Here is a 23,140-nt window from a genome sequence, read left to right as displayed (position 1 = left end):
CGTTAATTTTGGTTAAATCTGTTCGACAGTCATCATTGAGTCATGACTAGCTAACCGTTATAGATCTAAAACAACCTTGGCAGCAATTGCTAACTGATAAACAATCTGTGATAGACCGCGCGCAATCTCCACACGCTTAGTTTTAACTTTCGGTAATACCATAATCTCGTCACCTTGCTGGATACGATACGCAGTATTGACCACTTGGCTCGCTCCATTTTGATGAATAATTAAGATATCTTTTGTATCAGCGTTATCAGAGAAACCACCAGAATTAGCCACATAGTCTCCAACGGTATAGTCAGGATTAAAGGTAAGTGCTCCTTGTGCTCGTACTTGACCATTGACTGTAATGACTGACGTTTGTGCTGGTATCTCAATGATGTCGCCTTGTTGCAGAATAATATCCTGCCACGAATTTGGCACAACGACGATTTGACCATCCGTCTGAACATTACGAGCTTTGGCAACGAACTGCTTAACCAATGCTGCATCATCTTGACGCAATGCGGCTTCTTCACGAGTCGTCGACTGGGTAGCAAGCGTTAGCTCTTCTAGACGATCAAGCGATTCATTAATCATGCGTTTTTGTTGTTCAGCAACAGATTCACGATAGATAGTGAGATGCGTCAGTTTCGCCAGTGGACTCGGCTGTAATTGAGGGACGATATCTTTTAGACGCGCGCCATATGGCACAACCATCGCACCATTACCAGTATGTGCACCTTTTACCTGCACAGCGATGGTACCTGCGTAACGATCTGACGTTACTACCATTTGATCGCCGTTATAAACAGGAACGTTTTGGGCTTCACTTAATGAGTAGTACTCCGCCGTTTGTGCACGTCCTGCACTGCGAGTGATACTGACATTAGTAGCATTGGCTGCCGGATTAGACACTTGCAACACATCACCAATAGTCAGATCATTCACATCAAACTCAAAGGTATATTCGTTTTGAACTTGACCGCTTACCACAAATGTCTTTTTCTGTGGTGCCACGGTAATGACATCACCATCACGGAATGAAAATGCCTGTAATTTACCTGCTAGCAAAAAGTCATATAAATTGACTTGCTGTAGCATTTGACCGTTACGTTTGATTTGAATGTCAATATAACTGCCGCGCGTTGGGTCAACGCCGCCTGCTCTATCTAAATAAGACAATACCGAGTCTGCTGCTAGACCACCGTAATAGCCCGGCTGTTTAACAAAACCTGTGACGAACACCTTAACGGGTTGCGCCTGCTCTAATGAAGCATAAACCCCTACATTCGAGCGATAGATACGACTGACGGCACTTTTGACCACGTTTTGTAAGCTGCCATTTTGCACACCAGAGACGCGTACTGGTCCAACATTCGGTAAGAAAATATTACCTTGTGGATCGACGGTCATGGTAGCAGCGTACTGATAAGCGCCCCACATTCTTACTTGGACGTTATCACCAGGGTTAATCACATAACTATCATTAAAGGTAGAGCCTGAAGTCGTCGAAAATGCCCCACGGAACAATTGCTCACCGAACATCATATCTTGAGTTTTGATATCTTGATAAGGACGCGTAGTATTGATAACTGACTGGCTTGGTAAACTTGCTGCGTTAACCGCTTCTTGAGTCGTTGCTTGCCCTGGCACTGCCCCAGCAAATGCTTGGGTAGACACGTTAATATTGCTCTGGTTCTGAGATTGACTCATGTTATTGTTGCTTGTGCCAAAGCCTGAACCTGATATTTGATCTGCATAACTGCTTGCAGCTGTTGCAGACATACTAGTCGCCGCCATTGCCAAGCTTGTCGCTATCACGATAGAACGTGGTTTCATATTCATGAGTTATATTCCTTTCCTGATCTATCGATCATTACTGATATCTGGTTTTTCAAGATTAGCTGCGGTGATCACGGACAACTGCCATTACCAAACGCACAAATCCGTATAGCATTAAGAGCAACGCAAGCGATGTCCAAATTAGATACGCTTGGCGCGGATATGTTGCATCTTCTGCTTCATAGGGAGTCGAGATTACAATCAAGTTTTTCATTTTCTTGAATGCTTCTAGTCTTGATTTCTCAAGCGATGACAACGACAGTTTATACAACTCGGTAGCAAAATCCACATCTGCCTTGATGGTCTCAAACTGTACCGCCTGACGGTTTAATTTGGTTGTATTTGGTGATGTCAATTTAGTTTGTTCTTGAGTGATTTGCTCTTCAACAGCCTTTATCTGGCTTCTTAGTGAAACCACTTGCGGCGCATCCGGATTTAGATAACTGAGTAACTGACGCTCTTCAGTACGCAACGAGCTTAATTGCGCTTGCAAGCTGCCAATTAACTGATTGACGATTTGCGCATTGGCTTGTGGGTCATAGATTTCGTTTTCATTCTGATAGTTTAACAACTGCTCTTTGGCATCGTTTAAACGCTCTTCTGATTCGTCTAACTGAGTTTCTGCAAACGCCAATTGATCACGAGCCACTTCTTGTGAAATGCGGTTCACAAAACGCTCAGACTCACCTAAGATAGCTTTGTTCAGCTCAAAAGCATACTTTGAGTCAAAGCCTTCTGTTGATACTGAAAGCACATAGCTCTGCTCGTCAAGATCAATGTGAACCCGTTTCTTGAAGTATTCAAGCAAATCTTCTTGGGTCGCATCAGGATCGATTTCATAAATAGGGTCTGAACCATCAACATAGTAAGCTTCACGGAACTTAAATTTGTTATCGAGTCGCTTCACCATATCATTCGACAGAATATATTCCGTCAAATAGGTCGCATCTTCTTTACTGGTACTATTTACGCCCAATAGAGCTGATATGCCACCTCCAGAAGATACGTTAGTATCACTGACTTGTTTGACCACTACATCTGCAGTCGAAACGAAGCGCGGATGCGCCAGTGTCATTACATAGTATATAACGAGCAACCAAGGAAGGATGACCAAGCCGATAAACAGCGAGAAGTTAATTATCTTACTTTTTTGCTTTGTGGATATGCTTTTCATAAACCTCAATCGCTTCTGTTGTATCGTCAAACACGTGTGCTGTTTGATCCATTAGTACAATACCAATATCGCAGTTTCGTTTGATATCACCAATATTGTGCGACACTATTAAAAATCCTGCTTGTGCGCGGCGGGCCGCTAAAATCTCTTCACTACGCTTACGGAATGCTGCATCACCAACGGCACCTGCTTCATCGAGCATATAGTAATCAAAATCAAAGGCCAAGCTTAAACCGAACGTTAAGCGTGCTTTCATTCCTGATGAATAGCTTTTTACTGGCATATCAAAATAACTGCCAATATCAGCAAACTCTTCAACAAAACGAATTTTTTCATCAATATAAGGGCCGCTTGAATATAAGCGGCAAACAAATCGGACATTTTGACGACCTGTTAAGCTACCCTGAAAACCACCTGCCACCCCAACTGGCCAAGAAATAGTCGAGTTGGTAATAATCTCTCCATGATCTGGCTTATCTAGTCCACATATAATGCGTAACAGTGTTGATTTCCCAGCACCATTACGACCAAGCAAGCCCACACTTTTTTTATCACCAATAGTCAGATTCAAATCTTTGAATAGATAATGCCGACCTTGTTTGGTCATAAATGATTTAGAGACGTTCCTAATTTCAATCATTCATTTACCTGCTATTACTTTGAACGAATAAGGTCTTTTTCGACTGCTTTATACATCAATAAACCTAGAAAATTAACACCTACCATCCACTTTAAAAAATATCCCATATCAATATGATATGCAGGATAAGTAGGAGATAGTGCATTTCTCATTAGCTCAATATTATGGACAAATGGAATATATAACAAATAAGTTAGATATGGCTCAGGAATAATATGAATGGAATACATAATTCCAGATACAAAGTATAAAATAGTAAAAATCAAGCCAATAACTTTGCTAATTTCACCACCATAATAACCAACCACCATCATTATCATTGCTAGCCCAAAACCAAATATAAACAGGGTTAGCCAGCAAAATAACACCACGTGAAGATTAGCAAAACTAATAGGAATACCGATAAAAGCCAGTATGGTTAGTAATAGTACAAATGTAAAAAAGTAAATCACTAACTCTAGAAATGAACGTGCAATAATGACATCAATATGACGTACCGAACGGTACATTAGAAGACCTTGATTGGCTTCTACTGCCCCTAGTGATCGTGTTGCTATTGTACTCATCATACGAAATGGTACTAAACCTGCAACCAAAAATAGCATGTAATCCATTCCAGGCAACACACGAGTCATAATAGCGCCAAATATTATTAAGTAAATGGCAACTTGAAACATGATTTCTAAAGGCGCCCAAAGGTAGCCTAAACGATATCCACCAAAGCGAGTCTGTAGCTCGCGCATGATCAGTGCATGAAATGCTGCACCCATGACTTTAAGGCCACTGCGATGCTTGATAGGACGATAAGGAGGTAGTTGTACAGACATGGCGTTACAGGACTTTACCGAAAACAGCCCCTATGATAAGTAAGCGCGACATAAGTTACAAGAATTAATCTGTATACAGACAGATAAACCTATGATTTAGTAAGAAATCTGTAAGTAAATCACACTTAAAAATCTATGTATCAATTACTTCTAGTTTATAAAAACATTTATTTTGGGCAAAAAAAAACCAATCTCGATAGATTGGTTTTTTTAGTACTGCTATATATGGTGGCGATGAAGAGACTTGAACTCTTGACCTCACGATTATGAGTCATGCGCTCTAACCAGCTGAGCTACATCGCCGTTTTAGGCTGCACATTATGCCCAAGCTGTTGACTGCCGTCAACCCCTAATGGACATTTTTTGCAAAAAAATGAATGTAATTCAGATTAATTGCAACGATTACTACCACAAACAATAAAAAAGGTTTGGTAAACCGATAAGCCGGGTTCTGTCGTGGACGATCATTCCTCTAGGCGTATCATCGCTAATACGCTCAAGCAACCTACCCGCATCGAACGCGGGCCGCGCCATGCCGATGCCTATTTGGTCTTGCTACGCGTGGAGTTTACCATGCCGTGAAATGTTGCCATTCACGCGGTGCGCTCTTACCGCACCCTTTCACCCTTACCGATAATACCCTAAGATACTAAAGGCGGTCTACTCTCTGCTGCACTGGTCGTCAAGTTACCCTGCCCAGCCGTTAGCTGGCACGCTGCCCTATGTAGCCCGGACTTTCCTCCCCTGCTCATCTGTTGCCAGTGTGCAGCGGCGATCGCCTAGTCTACCAAGCGCGCTAGTATAGCAAACTTATGAGGGCCTGCGAATGTCTTTTGGATTTATTTTCAAAGACGGCACAAATAACTTAGATAAAATCTTTTGGTAAAGACAAACAACAGTCGCTCGATATTGTATCGGTTCTAGCAACTTCTATATATGGGAGCTGCAACCAATGCGCTTTAGGGTAATGGCGAGCCAAATAGGCTTGCAAAAAATCAATAGTGCTGTTTGCAATTTCAGCATCCGTTTGCTCAGCGTCATCATGAATATGATTATAAATTATACTATGCACCGTTAATCCGCGCGATTTTATGGCTTCTAAACTCAGTAACGTATGATTAATACTACCTAACCGACCGGAGGTGACCAAGACAATAGGATAGTCTTGCTCCGCAATATAATCTAAGGTCAATAATTCAGTAGTAATGGGAACCAACAAGCCACCCGCCCCTTCGAGCAACACCACATCATAATCGGATTGCAGTGCTTTGGTAGAACGCGTAATAACATCAGGGTCAAGCGGTTCATTCGCGAGTGCAGCAGACAGATGCGGTGACGCAGGCTTCTCATAGCGATAAGGACAGGTGGTAAAATCTAAATCACAATGTTGCAGCGAAATCTTCATCAGCTTGCGGTGGCTCAAGATATCATCTGCAATGCCTAGCTCGCCATTTGCTTGTTTACTAATGCCCGTTTGCACTAGTTTTTGAGTGATTACATTTACGCCTTGCTGCATCAACGCTTTGGCAAGCAGTCCAGTAGCATAGGTTTTACCGATATCGGTATCAATGCCAGATACAAATAGCACGCTCATAGCTGACCTCGGCTTTCTAAATACGTACGCACCACTTTTAGTAGCACTTGGCATAAGGTAGTTAGCTCGTCATCAGTAATCACATAAGGTGGCATGATGTACACCAGCTTGCCAAACGGTCTGACCCAAATACCATTATCAATCAATAAAGATTGAAAAATAGGCATATCGACCGCGTCATGCAACTCAATCACAGCAACTGCGCCCAAACAACGCACCTCGGCAACACCTTCTAATAACATGGCAGGCGCTAACTGCTGTTCCATAATGCGTTGCATATTTGCGGTACGCGCTTCAATATCATAAGACAGGATCAAATCAATCGATGCACACGCAACCGCACAAGCCAGTGGATTGCCCATAAAGGTTGGGCCATGCATCAGCGCTGGATAATCACTATTATGAATGGTATCGGCAATATGACGGGTACACAAAGTTGCCGCAAAGGTCATATAGCCACCCGTCAGCGCTTTGCCAATGGTCATGATATCAGGGCTGATGCAAGCATGTTCACACGCAAATAATTTACCACTACGTCCAAACCCAGTGGCAATTTCATCGGCAATCAAGAGCACATCATGCTCATCACACAGTTGACGCAGCAATTGTAGATATTCAGGACTATAAAAACGCATTCCGCCTGCGCCCTGAATAATTGGCTCAATGATAAATCCCGCCAGCTGCGCACCATACTCGACAAAAAACTGAGCTAATGATTCATGCTCATCTAGGGTCAATGCGCGATCTAAGCCAAGCGGCGGTGCTGGAACAAAATGCTGCATCGGTAATTGCTTGCCATACAGGCTGTGCATACCATTAACAGGATCGCAGACACTCATGGCATGCCACGTGTCTCCGTAATACCCTGAATGGGTTGACGCAAACTGCTGCTTGAATGGACGCTTAGCAGCCACTTGATATTGCAATGCCATTTTTAGTGCCACTTCTACGGCAATACTGCCACTATCTGCATAAAAAATCGCATCAAGTCCAGCAGGTACAATATCGAGTAGCTTTTTGCCAAGATCGATCGCTGGCTGATGGGTCAACCCACCAAACATCACATGCGCCATTTTACTCAACTGCTGGGTCAGCGCTTCGTTTAGCTTGGGATGATTGTAGCCATGGACGCTCGCCCACCATGACGACATGCCATCGATCAGGCGTGTGCCGTCTTCAGTGATGATATAAATGCCTTCAGCGCGATCGATTACGATATTAGAATAAGTGGGTGGCAGGCTGGCATATGGATGCCAAAGATGTCGCTGATCGAACTCACTTGCTACTTGAATTGGTTTGGTGGTTGTTGTTTGCGTGGTTGTTGTTTCCATGGTCATCGTGGTGTCCCCAAAACGTTGTAAATCCAAACGTCATCAATCGCTTATCAATGTTTTATTGACCCGTAATTCGCTTGTATTTAGACAATAAATCACTCTCTGTTTCGACATGATCAGGATCATGAGGGATACAGTCAACTGGACAGATCACCACGCACTGCGGCTCGTCAAAGTGTCCGACACATTCTGTGCATAAATCTGGGTCGATGACATAGATATCATCGCCTTCTGAGATGGCCTCATTGGGACAAGCGGGCTCACATACATCACAGTTGATGCACTCATCAGTGATTAATAGTGCCATAAACTGCTCCTTATATTTTAATCGTCTCACGCGTAACTGGTCTCTCTTTGCCATTTTGGCAAGTCCTACTAGCAAACCGTTTAGTCAGTATCTACTATTCGATATTTAATTTTTTATCGAAAGCTTGTAAGACACAGGGCGGGACGAATTTATTAACATCACCGCCAAGCTTGGCAATCTCACGAATCATGGTAGACGAGATAAACGAGTAGTTCTGAGATGGGGTCAAAAATACTGCTTCAAAGTTTTCGTCTAGCTCGCGGTTCATATTTGCCAGTTGAAACTCGTACTCAAAATCTGACATCGCACGTAATCCACGCAACACTGCCGTAGCGTGCTTTTCGCGCATGAAATCGACAAGCAACCCTTCAAAGCCAATCACAGATACTTGCGGTAAGTCTGCAAATACGGTTTCGACCAAGGCGACCCGCTCTTCAAAATTGAACAGGGGTTTTTTATGATGCCCTGAGGCAACCGCGATTACGACCTCATCAAATAGCTTGACGGCGCGTGTAACCAGATCCACATGACCATTGGTAATAGGATCAAAAGTGCCAGGATATAGGATTTTGGTATGTAGCTTTGAGGAGTTAGAAGAAATAGAGTGGCTCATAGCATGACTGATATAATCGGTGATATTAGGCCATATGCTAGCAAATTTTGCTCAAACTTAATACTTATCTGCTACATTTGTCCTAACAGCTGATTTACCTTTTCATCAGAGGCTTTGATACAATAGGCAGTTCGACTCATCCATCTCATAATCGAAATAAAAAACAAGACCAGTTATTGGATTAGGATGAGGAATTAGTGGGACTGATTAAATAAGGAGCCTGTGTTTTAGGTCACCCTTATGGAGAGATTATGTCAAAAAAATCAAAAAAGCCAGATAATCAGATTTGCGCCAATAAAAAGGCGCGTCATGAGTATTTTATCGAAGAAACCTTTGAGGCAGGACTGGCATTACAAGGTTGGGAAGTCAAAGCCATTCGCGCAGGAAAAATGACCATTACTGAAGCGTACGTCATATTCCGCAATAACGAAGCATTCTTGTTTGGTGCGCACATTCAGCCATTGCTATCGAGCTCAACGCACGTTAGTCCAGACAGTATTCGTACTCGTAAACTGCTGCTGAACCGTCGTGAGATCGAAAAACTATCTGGGGCAATCAACCAGAAAGGTTATGCTTGCGTACCGCTATCTTGCTACTGGAAAAACTCACTGGTGAAATGCCAAATTGGCCTAGCCTTGGGTAAAAAGCAACATGATAAGCGTAAAACACTAAAAGATCGTGACTGGGAACGTGATAAGCAGCGCGGTTTCAAACAGCATTTAGATTAAGCATTTTTTAATCTATATAAGAAAGGACGACTCAAGATTTACTGAGCCGTCCTTTTTTGTTGTCTACGATATCTATAAATATTATCGCCCAGCTTTAGCTACCAATAATAACTCATACAAGCATTTAGCAATCCATTCTATTATGCAATTTGCTCTTCTAGAGACAATGCTGTCTTTCTACTAGGCTGACGTAATTGCCTAACACCATGAGCAATCAAACACCCAATACCTAACCAAATCAGACCGTAGCTATAGATCATCGCTGACTCAAATGGGTTGCCTAGTACGGTCACTGCCAAAATAAATAGCAACGCAGGTTCCAAATAGCTCATCATGCCATAGACGTTGACTGGTAGCATTTGACTGGCGTCAATATTGGTCTTCATCGCCAAGACACTGAGCACACCTAAACCTATTAGCATCATGATAAAGAAACCAGATCCGCTAACCAATGCCAAACTGTTTGGGGCAAAGAAGAACAAGTAAGCCAGCGCAAAGGGCGCAAATATCGTCAAATCAACCAATAATCCAGTTACTGCGCCAATTCCCTGCAGTCGGCGTAAAATGTAGTAAATAGGATACGTACCGCATACCCATAGCGTCGCCCAAGAGACACTTTGCGTACGGATAACTTCACTACCCACACCCAATGCAGCAAAGGCCACTGCCAACCATTGCAAACGGCTGAGTTTTTCGCCAAAGAGGACACAACCAAACACCACCATCATTAATGGGAATAAGAAGTACCCCATCGCGGTTTGCACACCTTGCCCATTCACTGGCGCCCACATAAATAACCAAAATTGACTGAGAAATATCGGTGTAGGTAGTAGCAGCCAAGCCCATTGCTTAGCGCCTTTGAGCACTTTTAACTTATCAATGTGCAATCCCAGACGCCCACTTACCATTAAGTATCCGACCAACGCTGCCCACATCGCGAGCATGCGCCAGATAAAAACCTGCGTCCCTGATAATGGCGACAAAAAACTGCTATACGCATAGAGTACGCCAAATAGCACATTGGACAATATGGCAAAAGACACCCCTAATATCAGAGTGCGTTGTTGTGCGCTACCTGTCGTCCAAATTGTAAGTAGTGGCAAACGTGCAGCAGTCGTTGCTAGGGTATTGGCGAATACATTGGAGAGCATTGAGATAGACATAATAAGCACCGTAGCTATTAATAGATGATAAAAAACCAATTGCTAGCTCTTTTTTTAAAGCAGTTCTGATTGGTATGGTCTATTTTACTAGGGTACTTTGATATATTATCTCTATATAGATGTACTTATGAATAAAAATATCAAATATGTACCATACAAATGATTATTTTCTTATATTAGTATTTTTAGTGATAATAATTATAAAAATCGATAGAAAACTCTGCTATTAAGGATGTCCTGATATGAGCCATACTTTAGATAATATTGATAAAGCTATTTTGAACTTGCTACAAGATGATGCGACTCTACCGCTCAAAACTGTTGCGGAGCGAGTGCATGTATCCATTGCGACGGCGCAGCGGCGTATACAAGCGCTAATAGATAGTGACGTGATTACCAAACAAGTAGCCATCGTCAATCCTGAAAAAGTGGGTTATGGCCTGACAGCCGTAGTGATGATAGAAATGGAGCGCTCTAACACCTCAATGCAGCACCGGTTTGAGCGCCTAATGGATGCGCAATCACGAATCATGAGCTGCTATGAAGTATCGGGTGATTTTGACTTTATGCTCATGGTCAATGCCAAAAATATGAGCGACTATCATCAGTTTACTCGCAGCTTACTGACTTACGAAAATAATGTGCGCAATTTCAAAAGCCAGTTTGTGATGAACTTTACTAAGAGTGGAACTAAAATTACCCTAGATTAATTATAATTAATACGTCTCAGCTGAAATTGCCTATCATATGACAATGGATGATAAGTAGCTAAATTACATATAAACACTGTACGATATTCACCAGACATCCGAGAAGAAATAAAAACTCGATAGTTAATTTCGTAAGCACATCTATTAGACAAGGAAGCCTAATCATGACTGACCATACAAACGCTGATAACAAGAATTTGAAAGCGTCACTAAAACTGTTAAACCGAAAACCATTAAATTCAAAAAAAGTAATAGCAAGCGCTCTGTTTGCCACGGTACTAGCTAGCTCAGGCTGTGCGACCAGCTCACTATTAGACAATAGCGGACACGTCACCACAAACACGACGAAGCAAATTCTATCTGAAGATCAAATTATTGCCTTTGGTCGCCCTGCTCAAGCGTTACCAAAAATGCCAAACGCGTCAATGGTTATCGTAGGAGAAAAGAACAGCTACGTCCTCACCCAAGGTGGGACAGAAATGGTGAACTTACTGAGTAATCTGTCTCAAAAAAACATTCAAGTGGATAACGACATGAGCTTTCATGTACCCAAGAACGATGGGTACTTCCAAGGTGAGATGAAACTGTCTTATGCCAAATTAAAAGATGAGTTTGGGCGCTCAGACTATCAGTTCTTTTTGCAAAATAACGGTAAAGAGTGCACCTCAGCGAGCGATCAACGTATCAATGCTCAGCGTTTTTGTTTTAGCGTTCCTGTCAAAGGCGCTATCTATCCGCAAGTTAGTAACTTAGGTTTGATTCAGTCAAACTATCGCGCACTGACTAAACCATATACGGTGAGTTTTTATACACAAACTCAGCAGGATGTCGTCACTCGTAGCGGTCCAAATGGCGCACAAAAGCTAGTACTGCTACCCTTTGCCCTCGCCTTTGACGTGGTTACTTTCCCACTTCAGCTATTGGACTAGATAGCTAAATACTATTAGACCGCTCATCGACTAGTATCAAGTTTCAAGGTACGCCATGAAAGCTACATCTTGAAAGCTACGTTATAAAAGCCCCTTTATATAAGGCACGTTATCAAAAGGTATTTCGTACCCAACCGTAACGTGCCGACTTAATATTTTAGAATAACTTTTCGACCAGTGTTTTCGGATAGCTCTGTTTCGCCTTCTCTGCCGCTCGAAACATCATCTCATCTGCTTCGACAGGGCCTGCAACATCGCATAAGCATACATAAGCCAGCTGCATCAAATTATTTAATAGGTGCTCATTGTCAGGTACGGACGGACGATTGCCTTCCAAAAATTGACTAATGTTAAGACTATGCCCTTTGAAGGTGCGTTCTTGCGAAACAGTTTGGTGCATGGTCAGAAATAGGTTACGACTTTCTGTTTCTGATAGCTGACTGCGCAGTGCTTCTATGACGGTATAAAATGCCAGAACCAACTCAGAGACAGGGACTGGCGCTTTTATTGCTTCATTATGGCTATTGTGACTGTCAGACTCAATTGTCTGCTGACTGTCGGCTTGCAACGTAGCCCAAAAGCCTTTCCTAATATCAGACTTATAAGCTTGCAGCTCAGGATAGCGCCGTGTCGCATCCAAGACGCACTGCTGCATCATTTTCACAGAGACCGTTGAGTATCGCTGCCACTGTGATTTGAGCAGCCGCACCTCTTCAGGATGTAGATAATCGGCAAGCACTTCTGCCATTGCAGTCACAGCTTGGTCTACGGATTGAGTATCAATGTTCATCAGCTCTCTCCTATAAATGCCGCTCGGTTAAACTCTTGGAATCAAACATTTGCTTCTGGAACTCAGGGTAACCAAGCTCTGCATGCTCGGTATAATCAAGGCCACGCTGCTCATGTAAGCGGCTTGCTTTTAACCCAAAGCTTAAATCGATAAGCTTATACATCACTAGACCTAATCCCAACCCCCAACCTAACGCCACGCCGACGCCTAGCGCTTGTACGCCAAGCCGTGATAAGTTAAACAAATCTCCTGTATAAAACAATCCTGCAGCGAGCGTACCCCATGCCCCGCCAAAGCCATGTACTGCCACTGCCGAGACCACATCGTCTACTTTGAATTTTAATAATGCTTGCGACGATAAGATATAAACCACGGAAGCAACCGCACCGATAATAATGGCAAAGACAGGAGTCGTAGTCGCACAACCTGCGGTAATCGATACCAGACCAATCAGACTGGCATTGACACTATCGCTAAGCAAAATGGCTTTGTTAAGCGATCGGGAGATAAGCATATAGCTTACCACCGCACTGACTGCAGCGACAAAAGTATTGACTGCGATTAGACCAATATTGCCCGTGATAGACAATGTCGATCCAGCATTAAAGCCGAACCAGCCAAACCATAGGATAAATCCGCCTAACGCCAGCAACGTCATGTTATGCCCTGCGATGAGTCTTGGCGTGCCATCAGGTGCAAAGCGGCCTAATCTTGGGCCAATGACCAAGATGCCTGCCAATGCCAACCAACCACCGATAGAATGCACAACAGTAGACCCAGCAAAATCAATAAAGCCAAGTTCAGCGAGCCAACCAGTACCGCCAAAATAACCACCCCATACCCAGCTGGCAAACACAGGATAGATAAACAAACAAATCAAACATGCGGCGACCGCATAGCCGATGAACGAAACACGCTCTGCCATTGCACCACTAGCAATCGTCACCGCTGTCGCTGCAAACATCATCTGAAAGAACATCAATGCCCAGTCCATATTGGACAACGCGACTGGCATAAAATGATCCGTACCGACAAATCCGGAGTGATTGTTACCCATCATTAGCCCAAAACCCACCAAGTAGAACGCTAGACCGCCGATACACATATCGGTATAGTTTTTCATCATCACGTTTACCGCATTTTTCGCACGTACCGATCCGCTTTCAAGTAGAGCAAAACCTGCCTGCATAAAGAACACCAATACCCCGCCCCAGATAATCCAAGCGATATTTTGATATTCGAGCAGCTGTGCTACTGTCAATGTGTCGGTCCCAGCGGCTTGGGCGCTACCCATCATTGCAAACGATAATGTACTTAGCACCAGCCTATTACTTAACGATAGTTTTAATGGTTGTAATAGTTTTAATAATGTCTTTATCGTGTCCAGTCCAACAGATGATGTTCTCATTTTATCTCCAAACACTTATCTAGCCGTTCAAATTTTATCGGTGCACTATTTTTACTCATTAATGCACACAAATAAGCCCTAACAAGTGTGGAGCAAAACCTGTGCCAAAATCTACTATTAGGAATTAAAGAAAGTCATAAATATAAGAAAACAAATGACCAGTATCAGCCAAATCGGTATTTTGATAGTTATGCTTGCGACGATGTAGTTATAAATTGAACCAGGGTAGAGAATGATTGTTAGAAGGAAGTTTTATAGAGCTGATAATACGACCGTCCTGCCTAGGCTGTTTTTGCTATTATTTTTCTGTGCGGATAGCTTACTTTGCATGAGCAGTTTATCTCACGCTATCAATAACTTATCGGCAATCGCCCCTCATAGAATAGGTCGCATAGTGAAGGCGATTCATGTTAAAATGAGCGCTTTTAAATTCGCCTTTATTATCATTGGGTAATAAGGGCTGTATTTTTAGTGCCATTTTTCTAATTAACAGGTCCGCCCATGTCTGCCGATACCATCGCCCGCACTGCCTTTAAACAAGGCACCAAGCCACTTTATGATTATGACAAACACTGGGCGAGCTGCTACGAGCCGGCGCCTTATCTACCGATGAGCCGCAAAGAAATGGACGATTTGGGCTGGGATGCTTGTGACGTTATCATCATCTCAGGTGATGCCTATGTTGATCATCCAAGCTTTGGTATGGCGATTATCGGTCGCTTGCTTGAGTCGCAAGGCTTCCGTGTTGGTATCATTGCTCAGCCAGATTGGAAGAGCAAAGACGCCTTTATGGAATTAGGCAAACCTGTCTATGCGTACGGCGTGACCGCGGGCAACATGGACAGCATGATCAACCGCTATACCGCCGATCGCAAAATCCGTAGCGATGATGCTTACTCTCCGGGCAACGTGGCAAACAAACGCCCTGACCGTGCAGCTATCGTCTATAGCCAGCGCTGCCGTGAAGCCTATCCTGATGTGCCTATTATCTTAGGCGGCATTGAAGGCAGTCTACGCCGTATCGCTCATTATGATTATTGGTCAGACAAAGTCCGCCGTAGTATCCTGCTGGATGCGCGTGCTGATGTCTTATTATATGGTAATGCTGAGCGTGCGATCGTCGATGTGGTACATGGTCTGTCTAAAGGCTATAGCTTTGAGCAGATGAGTAAATTGCGCGGTACGGCTTACTTATTGACCCCGACTCGTCGTCATTGGCAAGAAGACATGACCGAGGTTGCGAGTAACGATGTCGATACCGTTGGCCGTGTCGATCCAATCATCAACCCTTATGTAATGACCGAAGACGTTGATAGCTGTTCAATTGAGCAGAGCAAACCATCGGACTCGCCTGTTGGCCAAGCCATGCCTTCATCTATGTCATCGCAATATCAGGGTTTTGTCGCTGAGCCAGTTGCCAATAAAGTCATCAACGCTGAACAAGTCGACGAAGAGACGCAAGTGGTGCAAATGCGCGGCTTTGATAAGCCAATGACCGCACGTAAGCATAAGCTAAAAATGCCACCACGTGAAAAAACCGTCATTCGTCTGCCTGACTACGAGCATGTCAAATCTGACCCTGTGCTTTATGCTCATGCAAGTCGTATCCTGCATCTAGAAACCAATCCAGGTAACGCCCGTGCGCTCGTGCAGCGTCATAGTAGCGGTGCTGGTAACTCGCATACCTCTATCGACGTTTGGCTCAATCCACCACCGGTGCCACTCTCAACTGAAGAGATGGATTATGTGTTTGACTTGCCGTATGCACGCCTGCCGCATCCAAGCTACGGCGATGCGCGCATCCCTGCTTATGACATGATTAAATTTTCGGTCAATATCATGCGCGGCTGTTTTGGTGGTTGTACCTTCTGCTCTATCACTGAGCACGAAGGGCGTATTATCCAGAGCCGTTCAGAAGATTCAATCTTGCGTGAAGTGGAAGCCATTCGAGATACCGCACCGAACTTTACTGGCGTGATATCTGACCTTGGTGGCCCGACTGCCAATATGTATCGCCTCAGCTGTAAAGATGAAACGATTGAGAAGAACTGCCGTAAGCCTTCTTGTGTCTATCCTGACGTCTGCGAAAACTTGATCACCGATCACAGTAATTTGACCAAACTGTATCGCAAAGCGCGTGATATCAAAGGTGTGAAAAAAATCCTGATTGCTTCAGGCTTGCGTTATGACTTGGCAGTAAAAGATCCTGAATACGTCAAAGAGTTGGTCAGTCATCATGTCGGTGGCTATCTAAAGATTGCGCCTGAGCACTCTGAAGAAGGCGTGCTATCGAAGATGATGAAGCCGGGCATGGGCAGCTATGACAAATTTAAAGCCATGTTTGAGCAGTACAGCCAAGAAGCGGGTAAAGAGCAATATCTGATTCCTTACTTCATCGCTGCCCATCCGGGTACCAAAGATGAAGATATGATGAACCTTGCGCTTTGGCTCAAAAGTAATGGCTATCGTGCTGACCAAGTACAGGCGTTTTATCCAAGCCCAATGGCGACCGCGACTACCATGTATCATACGCACAAAGATCCGCTACATAAGGTCAGCCGTGATGAAGGTGACATGGATATCGTCAAGTCTGGCAAGCAGCGCAAACTGCATAAAGCGTTCTTACGCTATCATGATCCAAAAAACTGGGTACTACTACGTAAAGCCTTACAAGACATGGGTCGTAGTGACTTGATTGGTAAAAACCGTGGTTGCTTGATTCCACCATTTAACGCCAGTTTAGAAGGGCGTGATGCCGCGCAAGATACTTATCAGTCAGCGCGCAAAAAGAATAGCCGTGTTGGCAATGACTCAGTGAAGCGCAGTAATGGCTCGTCAAACAACAGTGCGTCAGCTAAAGGTGCAGCGGGTAAAAATGCTGTCGGTAAAAACAGTAAGAAGAAAGTGAGTAAAGGCAATTTCCAGACTCAGCATACTGGTCTGCCACCACGTAAAACCAAGTAGTGTCATAGCAGGTAGTGTTTATAGTATAAAAGTGCATGCTCAATATAGAGCGTGTTAAGTAAAACAAAAGAGCGTCTATCAGCCACTCGTTGATAGACGCTTTTTTATGCGCTGATTTTATAGTTGCGCATCTCAGAATTAATACGACTTACTTTTCACCCTGTCGCAAATTGCAAGTTACATTAGACAGCGGTTGGGTAACGAAGCTAACAGGTAACGAACAATTTCTAACATTGAAATGGTTCTTTTTCGCTACTATAACCCTCATATGCTAAACGCATCATTAAGAACAAGTAAATGACATCAGCGAAAAGCTTTGGAGAGCACTATGAAAATGATAACTAAAATTGCGACTACCCTACCAGTCCTTGCCCTATTGAGCGCTTGTGCTACTACCGCACCAACTACCCCAGATGCAACTGATACGCCAGTTCCAGAAAAAGTAACCGCTGCCTATGATCGTATGGCACCAGCACCATACACCTGTACCGATGACAGCAAAATCATGGCAAAGCAATCTATCAATAAAGAACAAGTGATGCTCAACGTCACCTTGCCAAAAGTAAACTGGGCCGAGCAGCCAATCATCCTAAACGGTAAAGTAAAAGGCGAAGTCGCAAGCTATGTAAATGACTCAAACCCAGAAGTCGTCTATGCATGGCACATGAAAGGTGACAAAGGTATCTTTGCGATGAAATGGGCTGACGGTAAAGAATATCAAGTAAACTGCCAAATCTAATCAGTTAAAGATACGCTCATATCGTAATAGACAAAAAGCAGTCATCACATAGTGGCTGCTTTTTTATGCGTGTTCGTTTGATACGCGTATAAAGATGGCTATAAAAATCAGTATCAGATAGATAGTTGTATAGTCAGTTCAATATAATTTCGATGCAAGGAAACCGAGTGCAAGTTATACATTAGTACGCTTAGCGAGGATGAAGATGTAGCGGATTTATATAGACTTGACTATATAGTTGATTCAATTTAAAAGTAGTATAAGGCAGCCGAGTGCAGATATAACTGTGATACTTCAAGCGAGCTTAACGCTGTCATTCTTTTATAGAGGATTAAGCTATATCGAAATTTGCCATCTAATGTATTTCGCTAGAGAAGCATAAAGAAAGCTGTCAAAATAGCAGGTAGAGCAAATCAATCATGACCAACAATCAAAAGGGTAACTCGATGGCAAAGCGTCTGATAAGTATGATGGTAATTGCAACGGCAAGCATGTGGGCGCTGACAGGCTGCGATAACGCTACCGATTCTGTCGATGCCACTGAGCAAACTGCGGAGGCAGCAGCAGATCCATCCGCACCAGCAGCCGACACCATCGACTGGTCACTGGTAGATAGCGGTGAAAAGCCTGCTGACCCTACCAATTATAAGTATCCGTTTGCCATCGACAGTCAAAATGTCCGAGACTATGCAGATTACTTCAAAGTGGACGCTGCGACCGCGCAGCATAATCTGACGGTGAGCATGGCAAGTAACGAAGCACTATCTAAAGCCTTGGATCAGCTTAGCGAAACCTATGTCTCGCACGAGCTAACCGATGGTAATGAAATGACGCTTATCATCCATACCACGCCTGATGTCGCTGCCAGTCGCTATGACTATGTACTGTCTGATGACTTTGCTAAAGGACTGGTGCTGCCTATCGTGATTCAGCCAGATGGTAAGAAAGGTGATGTGAAAGCGCATGGTGAGATGGCGGAGTAGAAAGTTGACATATATATGGATGATGACCTATACAGGAATAAATGGCCATAGAATGTGAGTCAACATCCATACTATTTATGATTTTTCGTAAGAAAATAACTGGCAATAGCTATCGAAATACATTACCTGATACCTCAACTGGTACGTCAACATCTTTTAGAGTGTGGTCGAAGTATCGTTTATGGTGAAGCGCAGCAGGAGCTATATAAATTTTATCGAGATGGTCTTTAACGCTAGGTTCATACTCGACATATAGAAAACTCCCATACTCCATTATCACTTCAGGTCTATCGATTGAAGTAATATAAATCATCCTACACTCTTGCTCTTCACGAAATGCTGAATGTTTGATTAAATACTTCAAAGGTAGAAGTATTTCTTCAGTAAACCCTATTAGCTCCTCAGCTTTAGAAGCATCAAGGTTCACTCTTATGCTATCAATTTCTTGCTCTACTTCTTTATAAATAACTTTAAGCGTTTCATAGCCTTTTTCGAACTTGCTAGTTATGTTATCTATATATTTTTCATAGAGTTTCCACTCATATTCGGCTTGAAGTCTCTTAGTACCATTTACAACTATAACTTTATCACCAAATTCTCTGAAAAATGTTAAGCGATTACGTTGTGCTAAATGGAAATATTCTGAAGTTGGGTCTAAGTATACACACCTCATAACAGGCCGTTTCAACACCTCTTTACTTTTCTCTCCATCTTCAAGTTTTGTACTATTTAGATTTGTATTATTTTTATTTGGATCACTTATATTCTCACTCGTATCTCTACCGATAGAAAGATGAGAAATACCTCCTATGAAATTTTCAGACTGAAAAAAATCTTTTCTGAATACCAAGCTCATTCCAGAAGCTTCTTTGTCCTTTTCTTTACCATATAATCTAAACTGATTTAAACTGTCATTGTTAAAAGTAAAGCAGCTAATAAAAGCATGAGATCTTTCATTAAAATCTAGTGGATAAAACTCATTACTCTTAATTTCTTTTAATTTTCTAACAAGCAACTGACCTTCGCTAGGATCATTAACATTATTTATTGTGTTGAGTCTAAAAAGGCTTGGAGATCTTTTTTTCTTATTATCACCTATTAGTAAATTAGATGTATATGTCGAAGTATAATGAGCAAGCTTCCTCTCAAATGGCTTCTCCTCATTATCATACTTATTAAAATCCAAGGTTAGAATTTTAATTATATTTAATACTGTATTTAATAATTTTAATGCACTTAGACCAAAGCTTTCTGTTTCTAAAGAATTCAATATTTCGCAAATCCTTATATAACATTGAGCTTCATATGGGAACATTTTTCTTGCTAATTCAAAAGAGGTTTTAGCAGCGCTATAGTCTGTAAGAGGGCTATAACTAATTAATATTCCTCCTATAGCATACTGTGCGTTACCGAACGCCTCTATATCATTATCACTTTTGATGTTGCGAAATGCTCTCAAAGCACCTTCTATGTCATCATTGTTATTTAATAAAAAGCCAATATTGAATTGCGCTTTAGCATATGCTTCAGCATCATCTGTAAGCTTAATAAGCTGTAACTCTACAATTGCTGCTTTATTGTACTTAAACCCTATTAGAAAACTTGCAATTCTAAACTGTGCCTTGGCATATGCTTCTGAATCGTCTGAACGTTCAACGTTGCACCATGCTAGCAATCCATCTGAATAATTCCCTTTTTCTGCCAATGTACTTCCAATTCTTAGTTGAGCTTTGGCATATGCTTCTGAGTTATCAAGTTTATCAATACTGTGCCAGACCAGTAACGCTTCTTTGATTTCATTAATTTCTAGCAAATTACTACCAATATTAAATTGTGCTTGACCATATAGCTTTGGATCATCTAAGCGCTCTATATTGTTCCATGCAGATATTGCTCCTTCAATATCACCAATTTCTTCTAGATAAAAACCTATATCAAACTGAGCTTCAATATATGCCTGTATATTATCGGAACGCTTAATAGCACTCCATACGGATAGAGCTTCTTTAGTATCACTGCGTTCATATGAAACAAAACCAATATAGTATTGGGTAGCTGCATATACTTTTGGATCATCAGAATGTTTTATATTTTTCCAAACTTTCAATGCGCTATTTGTCTGTCCTTCATTTTCTAGTATCTCACCTATGGTATATTGAGCAGCTGCATATAAAGCTGAGCTATGTGAGCGTTGAATATTAGAAAAAGTGTTTAAGGCTTCTTCAATATTTTCACCTCTTATGAATATTGCGCCAAGGTTGAACTGTGCCTGTGCAAAAAGCGCATTTCCATGCTTCTCAGGCGTAATACTCCGCAACTCCTCAATCTCTTTTAGAGTCGCTTCGTCCAAACCTTCTAAATCATTAGTACTCATACCCTACCCCCCCAACCAACTCTAAAAACTCATCTTCACCCACCACTTTCACACCCAATTTTTCTGCTTTGGTCAGTTTAGAGCCAGCCTTATCCCCTGCCAGTAGCGCAGTCGTTTTTGCTGAGATGCTGCCTGAGACTTTTGCACCCAGCGCTTGTAGTTTGGCTTTGGCTTCATCACGCGCCATGCTATCGAGCGCACCCGTGATGACCCACGTCTGCCCATCAAGTGGCAAGTCTCCAGCAGCTTTTTGCTCGACCTTATCCCAATAGACACCCGCTTCAAGCAATGAATTAATCACTTCAATATTATGCGGCGCACGGAAGAACTCGTAAGCCAGCTCGGCGGTAATAGTACCAACGTCAGGGGTTTTAATTAGGGTTTCGATACTGGCTGCCATTAGGCTATCGAGGTCACCAAATTGCTGTGCAAAGTTCTGCGCCGTACCCTCGCCCACACCGCGAATACCGAGTGCATAAATGAAGCGAGCCAATGTCGCATGCTTGCTAGCTTCGATAGCGTTGATGATATTTTGTACCGATTTTTCACCCAGTTTCTCAAAGGTGACCATCTCATCTGCATGATTGTGCAACTGATAGATATCAGCGACCGTTTTGACCAGACCATGCTCAAAGAAGCTAATCAGCCAACTCGCACCAAGCCCGTCGATATCCATGGCACGGCGTGAGACAAAGTGAATAAGCGCTTCTTGCTGCTGCGCTGGGCAAAACAATCCGCCCGTACAGCGTGCCAATGCTTCATCTTCTGGCAAGACGACAGGAGAGTCGCAGACAGGGCAAGTCGAAGGTAGCGTGACTGGCTCGCTATCGGCTGGGCGCTGATCGTGCCAGACACGAGTGACTTTTGGGATGACATCACCCGCCCGATGGACGCTGACCGTGTCGCCTGCACGCACATCTAAACGCTGAATCTCACCGAAGTTATGCAGGGTGACATTGCTGACGGTAACGCCGCCGACTTTGACCGGTTCAAGCTTACCGACTGGCGTGATTTGACCCGTACGGCCGACTTGCCACTCGATATCATTTAGACGTGTCATCACCGTTTCGGCAGGGAATTTATAGGCAGTCGCCCAGCGCGGCTCGCGAGATAAAAACCCAAGCTGCTGCTGTAACGCAAGGCTGTTTACCTTAATCACCATGCCATCGATTTCAAATGGCAGATCGCTACGCCCTTTTATCACTGACTCATAATAGGTCTGCGCGGCGCGTGGATTTGCCACCACTTCTACGGCGCTGACCGTAAATCCAAGCTCAGTAAGCCATGCCAACGCCCCTGATTGGGTATCGATAGTATCTGGCAAACCCTGATTGACCGAATAGCCGTAAAATGCCAGTGGACGACTGGCTGCTATAGCTGGATCTAACTGACGTAAACTACCAGCAGCGGCATTACGTGGATTAGCAAAGGTTTTACCCTCATTCTCTTCTGCCAATCGATTAAGACGCTCAAACCCTGCCTTTGGCATCAATACCTCACCGCGTACTTCTAGCAACTCAATATCAGCAGCATCGGCTATCCATAGTGGCAAGTTACGAATGGTTTTGGCGTTTTGGGTAATATCTTCGCCTGTTTGCCCATCACCGCGCGTGACCGCTTGGACAAATTTACCATGCTCATACTTCAGTGAGACCGCCAGTCCATCGAGCTTTAGCTCCATCTCGTATTCAGGATTTTGCTGCGAGTCGCTGAGGCGATCATTGACACGGCGCATAAAATCGCGCAAATCATCATATTCAAAGACATTGCCTAGAGACAGCATCGGAATATCATGCGTAACTTGGGTAAAAGCCGATAGCGGCATATCGCCGACTTGATTAATTGGGCTATCCGGCTGCACCAAATCTGGATATTCTTCTTCGATCTCAAGCAACGAGCGACGTAATTGGTCGTATTCGCTGTCTTCTAGAATTGGATTATCGAGCACATAATAGGCATAGTTATGCGTCTTAATCGCTTCAATAAGCGCACGCATTTTTGAGACAATCTCTGCACTATTATTGGTACTACTGTCA

General features: G+C 43.2%; 19 protein-coding genes, 1 tRNA gene and 1 other RNA gene. 6 read left to right on the top strand and 15 right to left on the bottom strand.

Features of this window, described 5'->3' with window-relative positions:
* Positions 1 to 57: 57 nt before the first annotated feature.
* The 10 genes from AK824_RS02085 to coaD all read right to left on the bottom strand — a co-directional run bounded on the left by AK824_RS02085 (position 58) and on the right by coaD (position 8,316).
* A complete protein-coding gene (locus AK824_RS02085) occupies positions 58 to 1,830 on the bottom strand; it encodes a polysaccharide biosynthesis/export family protein (RefSeq protein ID WP_057758382.1) in 1,773 nt (590 codons plus the stop codon).
* A 55-nt stretch (positions 1,831 to 1,885) separates the two neighbouring features.
* Positions 1,886 to 3,001 carry a KpsE/RkpR family capsule polysaccharide export protein gene (locus tag AK824_RS02080; RefSeq protein WP_057758380.1) on the bottom strand — a complete coding sequence of 372 codons (1,116 nt, stop codon included), beginning with the start codon at positions 2,999 to 3,001 and terminating at the stop codon, positions 1,886 to 1,888.
* Positions 2,970 to 3,641 carry an ABC transporter ATP-binding protein gene (locus AK824_RS02075; protein ID WP_057758378.1) on the bottom strand — a complete coding sequence of 224 codons (672 nt, stop codon included), beginning with the start codon at positions 3,639 to 3,641 and terminating at the stop codon, positions 2,970 to 2,972. Before AK824_RS02075 ends, AK824_RS02080 begins: the two co-directional genes overlap by 32 nt.
* A 14-nt stretch (positions 3,642 to 3,655) precedes the next feature.
* On the bottom strand, positions 3,656 to 4,468 hold the full coding sequence (locus AK824_RS02070; RefSeq protein WP_057758376.1) for an ABC transporter permease: 813 nt from the start codon (positions 4,466 to 4,468) through the stop codon (positions 3,656 to 3,658).
* 226 nt (positions 4,469 to 4,694) lie between these two features.
* Positions 4,695 to 4,771 (bottom strand) — tRNA-Met (locus tag AK824_RS02065).
* A 121-nt stretch (positions 4,772 to 4,892) separates the two neighbouring features.
* Positions 4,893 to 5,259, bottom strand: an RNA gene (gene rnpB, locus AK824_RS13210) — RNase P RNA component class A.
* A 74-nt stretch (positions 5,260 to 5,333) separates the two neighbouring features.
* Positions 5,334 to 6,062: a dethiobiotin synthase gene (gene bioD / locus AK824_RS02060; RefSeq protein ID WP_057758374.1), complete on the bottom strand. Its 729-nt coding sequence runs from the start codon at positions 6,060 to 6,062 to the stop codon at positions 5,334 to 5,336.
* A complete protein-coding gene (bioA, locus tag AK824_RS02055) occupies positions 6,059 to 7,393 on the bottom strand; it encodes an adenosylmethionine--8-amino-7-oxononanoate transaminase (protein ID WP_057762328.1) in 1,335 nt (444 codons plus the stop codon). Before bioA ends, bioD begins: the two co-directional genes overlap by 4 nt.
* A 61-nt stretch (positions 7,394 to 7,454) precedes the next feature.
* Positions 7,455 to 7,703, bottom strand: a complete 249-nt coding sequence (locus AK824_RS02050; RefSeq protein ID WP_045453660.1) for a YfhL family 4Fe-4S dicluster ferredoxin — start codon at positions 7,701 to 7,703, stop codon at positions 7,455 to 7,457.
* A gap of 94 nt (positions 7,704 to 7,797) precedes the next feature.
* On the bottom strand, positions 7,798 to 8,316 hold the full coding sequence (gene coaD / locus AK824_RS02045) for a pantetheine-phosphate adenylyltransferase (RefSeq protein ID WP_057758372.1): 519 nt from the start codon (positions 8,314 to 8,316) through the stop codon (positions 7,798 to 7,800).
* A gap of 251 nt (positions 8,317 to 8,567) precedes the next feature.
* On the opposite strand from coaD, the gene smpB reads away from it, so the two are divergent.
* Positions 8,568 to 9,044: an SsrA-binding protein SmpB gene (smpB, locus tag AK824_RS02040; RefSeq protein WP_057758370.1), complete on the top strand. Its 477-nt coding sequence runs from the start codon at positions 8,568 to 8,570 to the stop codon at positions 9,042 to 9,044.
* Between the two features lie 140 nt (positions 9,045 to 9,184).
* Here the strand turns inward: smpB and rarD are convergent, their stop codons facing one another.
* Positions 9,185 to 10,207, bottom strand: coding sequence for an EamA family transporter RarD (gene rarD / locus AK824_RS02035; protein ID WP_227511188.1), 1,023 nt, complete (start codon positions 10,205 to 10,207; stop codon positions 9,185 to 9,187).
* 242 nt (positions 10,208 to 10,449) lie between these two features.
* Here rarD and AK824_RS02030 point away from each other — a divergent pair, with 242 nt between their 5' ends.
* Together AK824_RS02030 and AK824_RS02025 are read left to right on the top strand one after the other, a co-directional pair.
* On the top strand, positions 10,450 to 10,917 hold the full coding sequence (locus AK824_RS02030; protein ID WP_057758367.1) for an Lrp/AsnC family transcriptional regulator: 468 nt from the start codon (positions 10,450 to 10,452) through the stop codon (positions 10,915 to 10,917).
* Positions 10,918 to 11,081: 164 nt separating this feature from the next.
* Positions 11,082 to 11,846, top strand: coding sequence for a YidX family protein (locus tag AK824_RS02025; protein ID WP_082624543.1), 765 nt, complete (start codon positions 11,082 to 11,084; stop codon positions 11,844 to 11,846).
* Positions 11,847 to 12,003: 157 nt separating this feature from the next.
* Here AK824_RS02025 and AK824_RS02020 read toward each other — a convergent pair whose 3' ends face one another.
* Together AK824_RS02020 and AK824_RS02015 are read right to left on the bottom strand one after the other, a co-directional pair.
* Positions 12,004 to 12,636 (bottom strand): hypothetical protein, encoded by a 633-nt coding sequence (locus tag AK824_RS02020; RefSeq protein WP_057758365.1) that lies wholly within the window; start codon positions 12,634 to 12,636, stop codon positions 12,004 to 12,006.
* A 10-nt stretch (positions 12,637 to 12,646) separates the two neighbouring features.
* A complete protein-coding gene (locus tag AK824_RS02015) occupies positions 12,647 to 13,933 on the bottom strand; it encodes an ammonium transporter (RefSeq protein WP_057762321.1) in 1,287 nt (428 codons plus the stop codon).
* A 612-nt stretch (positions 13,934 to 14,545) separates the two neighbouring features.
* Between AK824_RS02015 and AK824_RS02010 the strand changes: the two genes are divergently transcribed.
* The 3 genes from AK824_RS02010 to AK824_RS02000 all read left to right on the top strand — a co-directional run bounded on the left by AK824_RS02010 (position 14,546) and on the right by AK824_RS02000 (position 18,730).
* A complete protein-coding gene (locus tag AK824_RS02010) occupies positions 14,546 to 17,008 on the top strand; it encodes a YgiQ family radical SAM protein (protein WP_057758363.1) in 2,463 nt (820 codons plus the stop codon).
* 328 nt (positions 17,009 to 17,336) lie between these two features.
* Positions 17,337 to 17,747 (top strand): hypothetical protein, encoded by a 411-nt coding sequence (locus AK824_RS02005; protein WP_057758360.1) that lies wholly within the window; start codon positions 17,337 to 17,339, stop codon positions 17,745 to 17,747.
* Positions 17,748 to 18,166: 419 nt separating this feature from the next.
* A complete protein-coding gene (locus AK824_RS02000; RefSeq protein WP_227511186.1) occupies positions 18,167 to 18,730 on the top strand; it encodes a hypothetical protein in 564 nt (187 codons plus the stop codon).
* Positions 18,731 to 18,839: 109 nt separating this feature from the next.
* Here the strand turns inward: AK824_RS02000 and AK824_RS01995 are convergent, their stop codons facing one another.
* Both AK824_RS01995 and ligA read right to left on the bottom strand, forming a co-directional pair.
* Complete coding sequence (locus AK824_RS01995) at positions 18,840 to 21,104, bottom strand: DUF2971 domain-containing protein (protein WP_057758358.1); 2,265 nt, start codon at positions 21,102 to 21,104, stop codon at positions 18,840 to 18,842.
* The gene (ligA, locus tag AK824_RS01990; RefSeq protein WP_057762317.1) at positions 21,094 to 23,100 is read right to left on the bottom strand and encodes an NAD-dependent DNA ligase LigA; all 2,007 of its coding nucleotides are present in this window, start codon (positions 23,098 to 23,100) and stop codon (positions 21,094 to 21,096) included. The genes AK824_RS01995 and ligA overlap by 11 nt, the downstream gene beginning before the upstream one ends.
* Between the last annotated feature and the right edge of the window lie 40 nt (positions 23,101 to 23,140).

The sequence above is a fragment of the Psychrobacter sp. P11G3 genome (assembly GCF_001435845.1).
Taxonomy (GTDB): Bacteria; Pseudomonadota; Gammaproteobacteria; order Pseudomonadales; family Moraxellaceae; genus Psychrobacter.
Note: the sequence above shows the minus strand (reverse complement) of the source record. Positions and strands in the feature narration are given on the sequence as shown.

Excerpts from the sequence above, each read along its gene's own strand:
- AK824_RS02085 (WP_057758382.1), bottom strand. The coding sequence starts at position 1,830 with ATGAATATGAAACCACGTTCTATCGTGATAGCGACAAGCTTGGCAATG.
- AK824_RS02080 (WP_057758380.1), bottom strand. The coding sequence starts at position 3,001 with ATGAAAAGCATATCCACAAAGCAAAAAAGTAAGATAATTAACTTCTCG.
- AK824_RS02075 (WP_057758378.1), bottom strand. The coding sequence starts at position 3,641 with ATGATTGAAATTAGGAACGTCTCTAAATCATTTATGACCAAACAAGGT.
- AK824_RS02070 (WP_057758376.1), bottom strand. The coding sequence starts at position 4,468 with ATGTCTGTACAACTACCTCCTTATCGTCCTATCAAGCATCGCAGTGGC.
- bioD (WP_057758374.1), bottom strand. The coding sequence starts at position 6,062 with ATGAGCGTGCTATTTGTATCTGGCATTGATACCGATATCGGTAAAACC.
- bioA (WP_057762328.1), bottom strand. The coding sequence starts at position 7,393 with ATGGAAACAACAACCACGCAAACAACAACCACCAAACCAATTCAAGTA.
- AK824_RS02050 (WP_045453660.1), bottom strand. The coding sequence starts at position 7,703 with ATGGCACTATTAATCACTGATGAGTGCATCAACTGTGATGTATGTGAG.
- coaD (WP_057758372.1), bottom strand. The coding sequence starts at position 8,316 with ATGAGCCACTCTATTTCTTCTAACTCCTCAAAGCTACATACCAAAATC.
- smpB (WP_057758370.1), top strand. The coding sequence starts at position 8,568 with ATGTCAAAAAAATCAAAAAAGCCAGATAATCAGATTTGCGCCAATAAA.
- rarD (WP_227511188.1), bottom strand. The coding sequence starts at position 10,207 with ATGTCTATCTCAATGCTCTCCAATGTATTCGCCAATACCCTAGCAACG.
- AK824_RS02030 (WP_057758367.1), top strand. The coding sequence starts at position 10,450 with ATGAGCCATACTTTAGATAATATTGATAAAGCTATTTTGAACTTGCTA.
- AK824_RS02025 (WP_082624543.1), top strand. The coding sequence starts at position 11,082 with ATGACTGACCATACAAACGCTGATAACAAGAATTTGAAAGCGTCACTA.
- AK824_RS02020 (WP_057758365.1), bottom strand. The coding sequence starts at position 12,636 with ATGAACATTGATACTCAATCCGTAGACCAAGCTGTGACTGCAATGGCA.
- AK824_RS02015 (WP_057762321.1), bottom strand. The coding sequence starts at position 13,933 with ATGATGGGTAGCGCCCAAGCCGCTGGGACCGACACATTGACAGTAGCA.
- AK824_RS02010 (WP_057758363.1), top strand. The coding sequence starts at position 14,546 with ATGTCTGCCGATACCATCGCCCGCACTGCCTTTAAACAAGGCACCAAG.
- AK824_RS02005 (WP_057758360.1), top strand. The coding sequence starts at position 17,337 with ATGAAAATGATAACTAAAATTGCGACTACCCTACCAGTCCTTGCCCTA.
- AK824_RS02000 (WP_227511186.1), top strand. The coding sequence starts at position 18,167 with ATGACCAACAATCAAAAGGGTAACTCGATGGCAAAGCGTCTGATAAGT.
- AK824_RS01995 (WP_057758358.1), bottom strand. The coding sequence starts at position 21,104 with ATGAGTACTAATGATTTAGAAGGTTTGGACGAAGCGACTCTAAAAGAG.
- ligA (WP_057762317.1), bottom strand. The coding sequence starts at position 23,100 with ATGCGTGCGCTTATTGAAGCGATTAAGACGCATAACTATGCCTATTAT.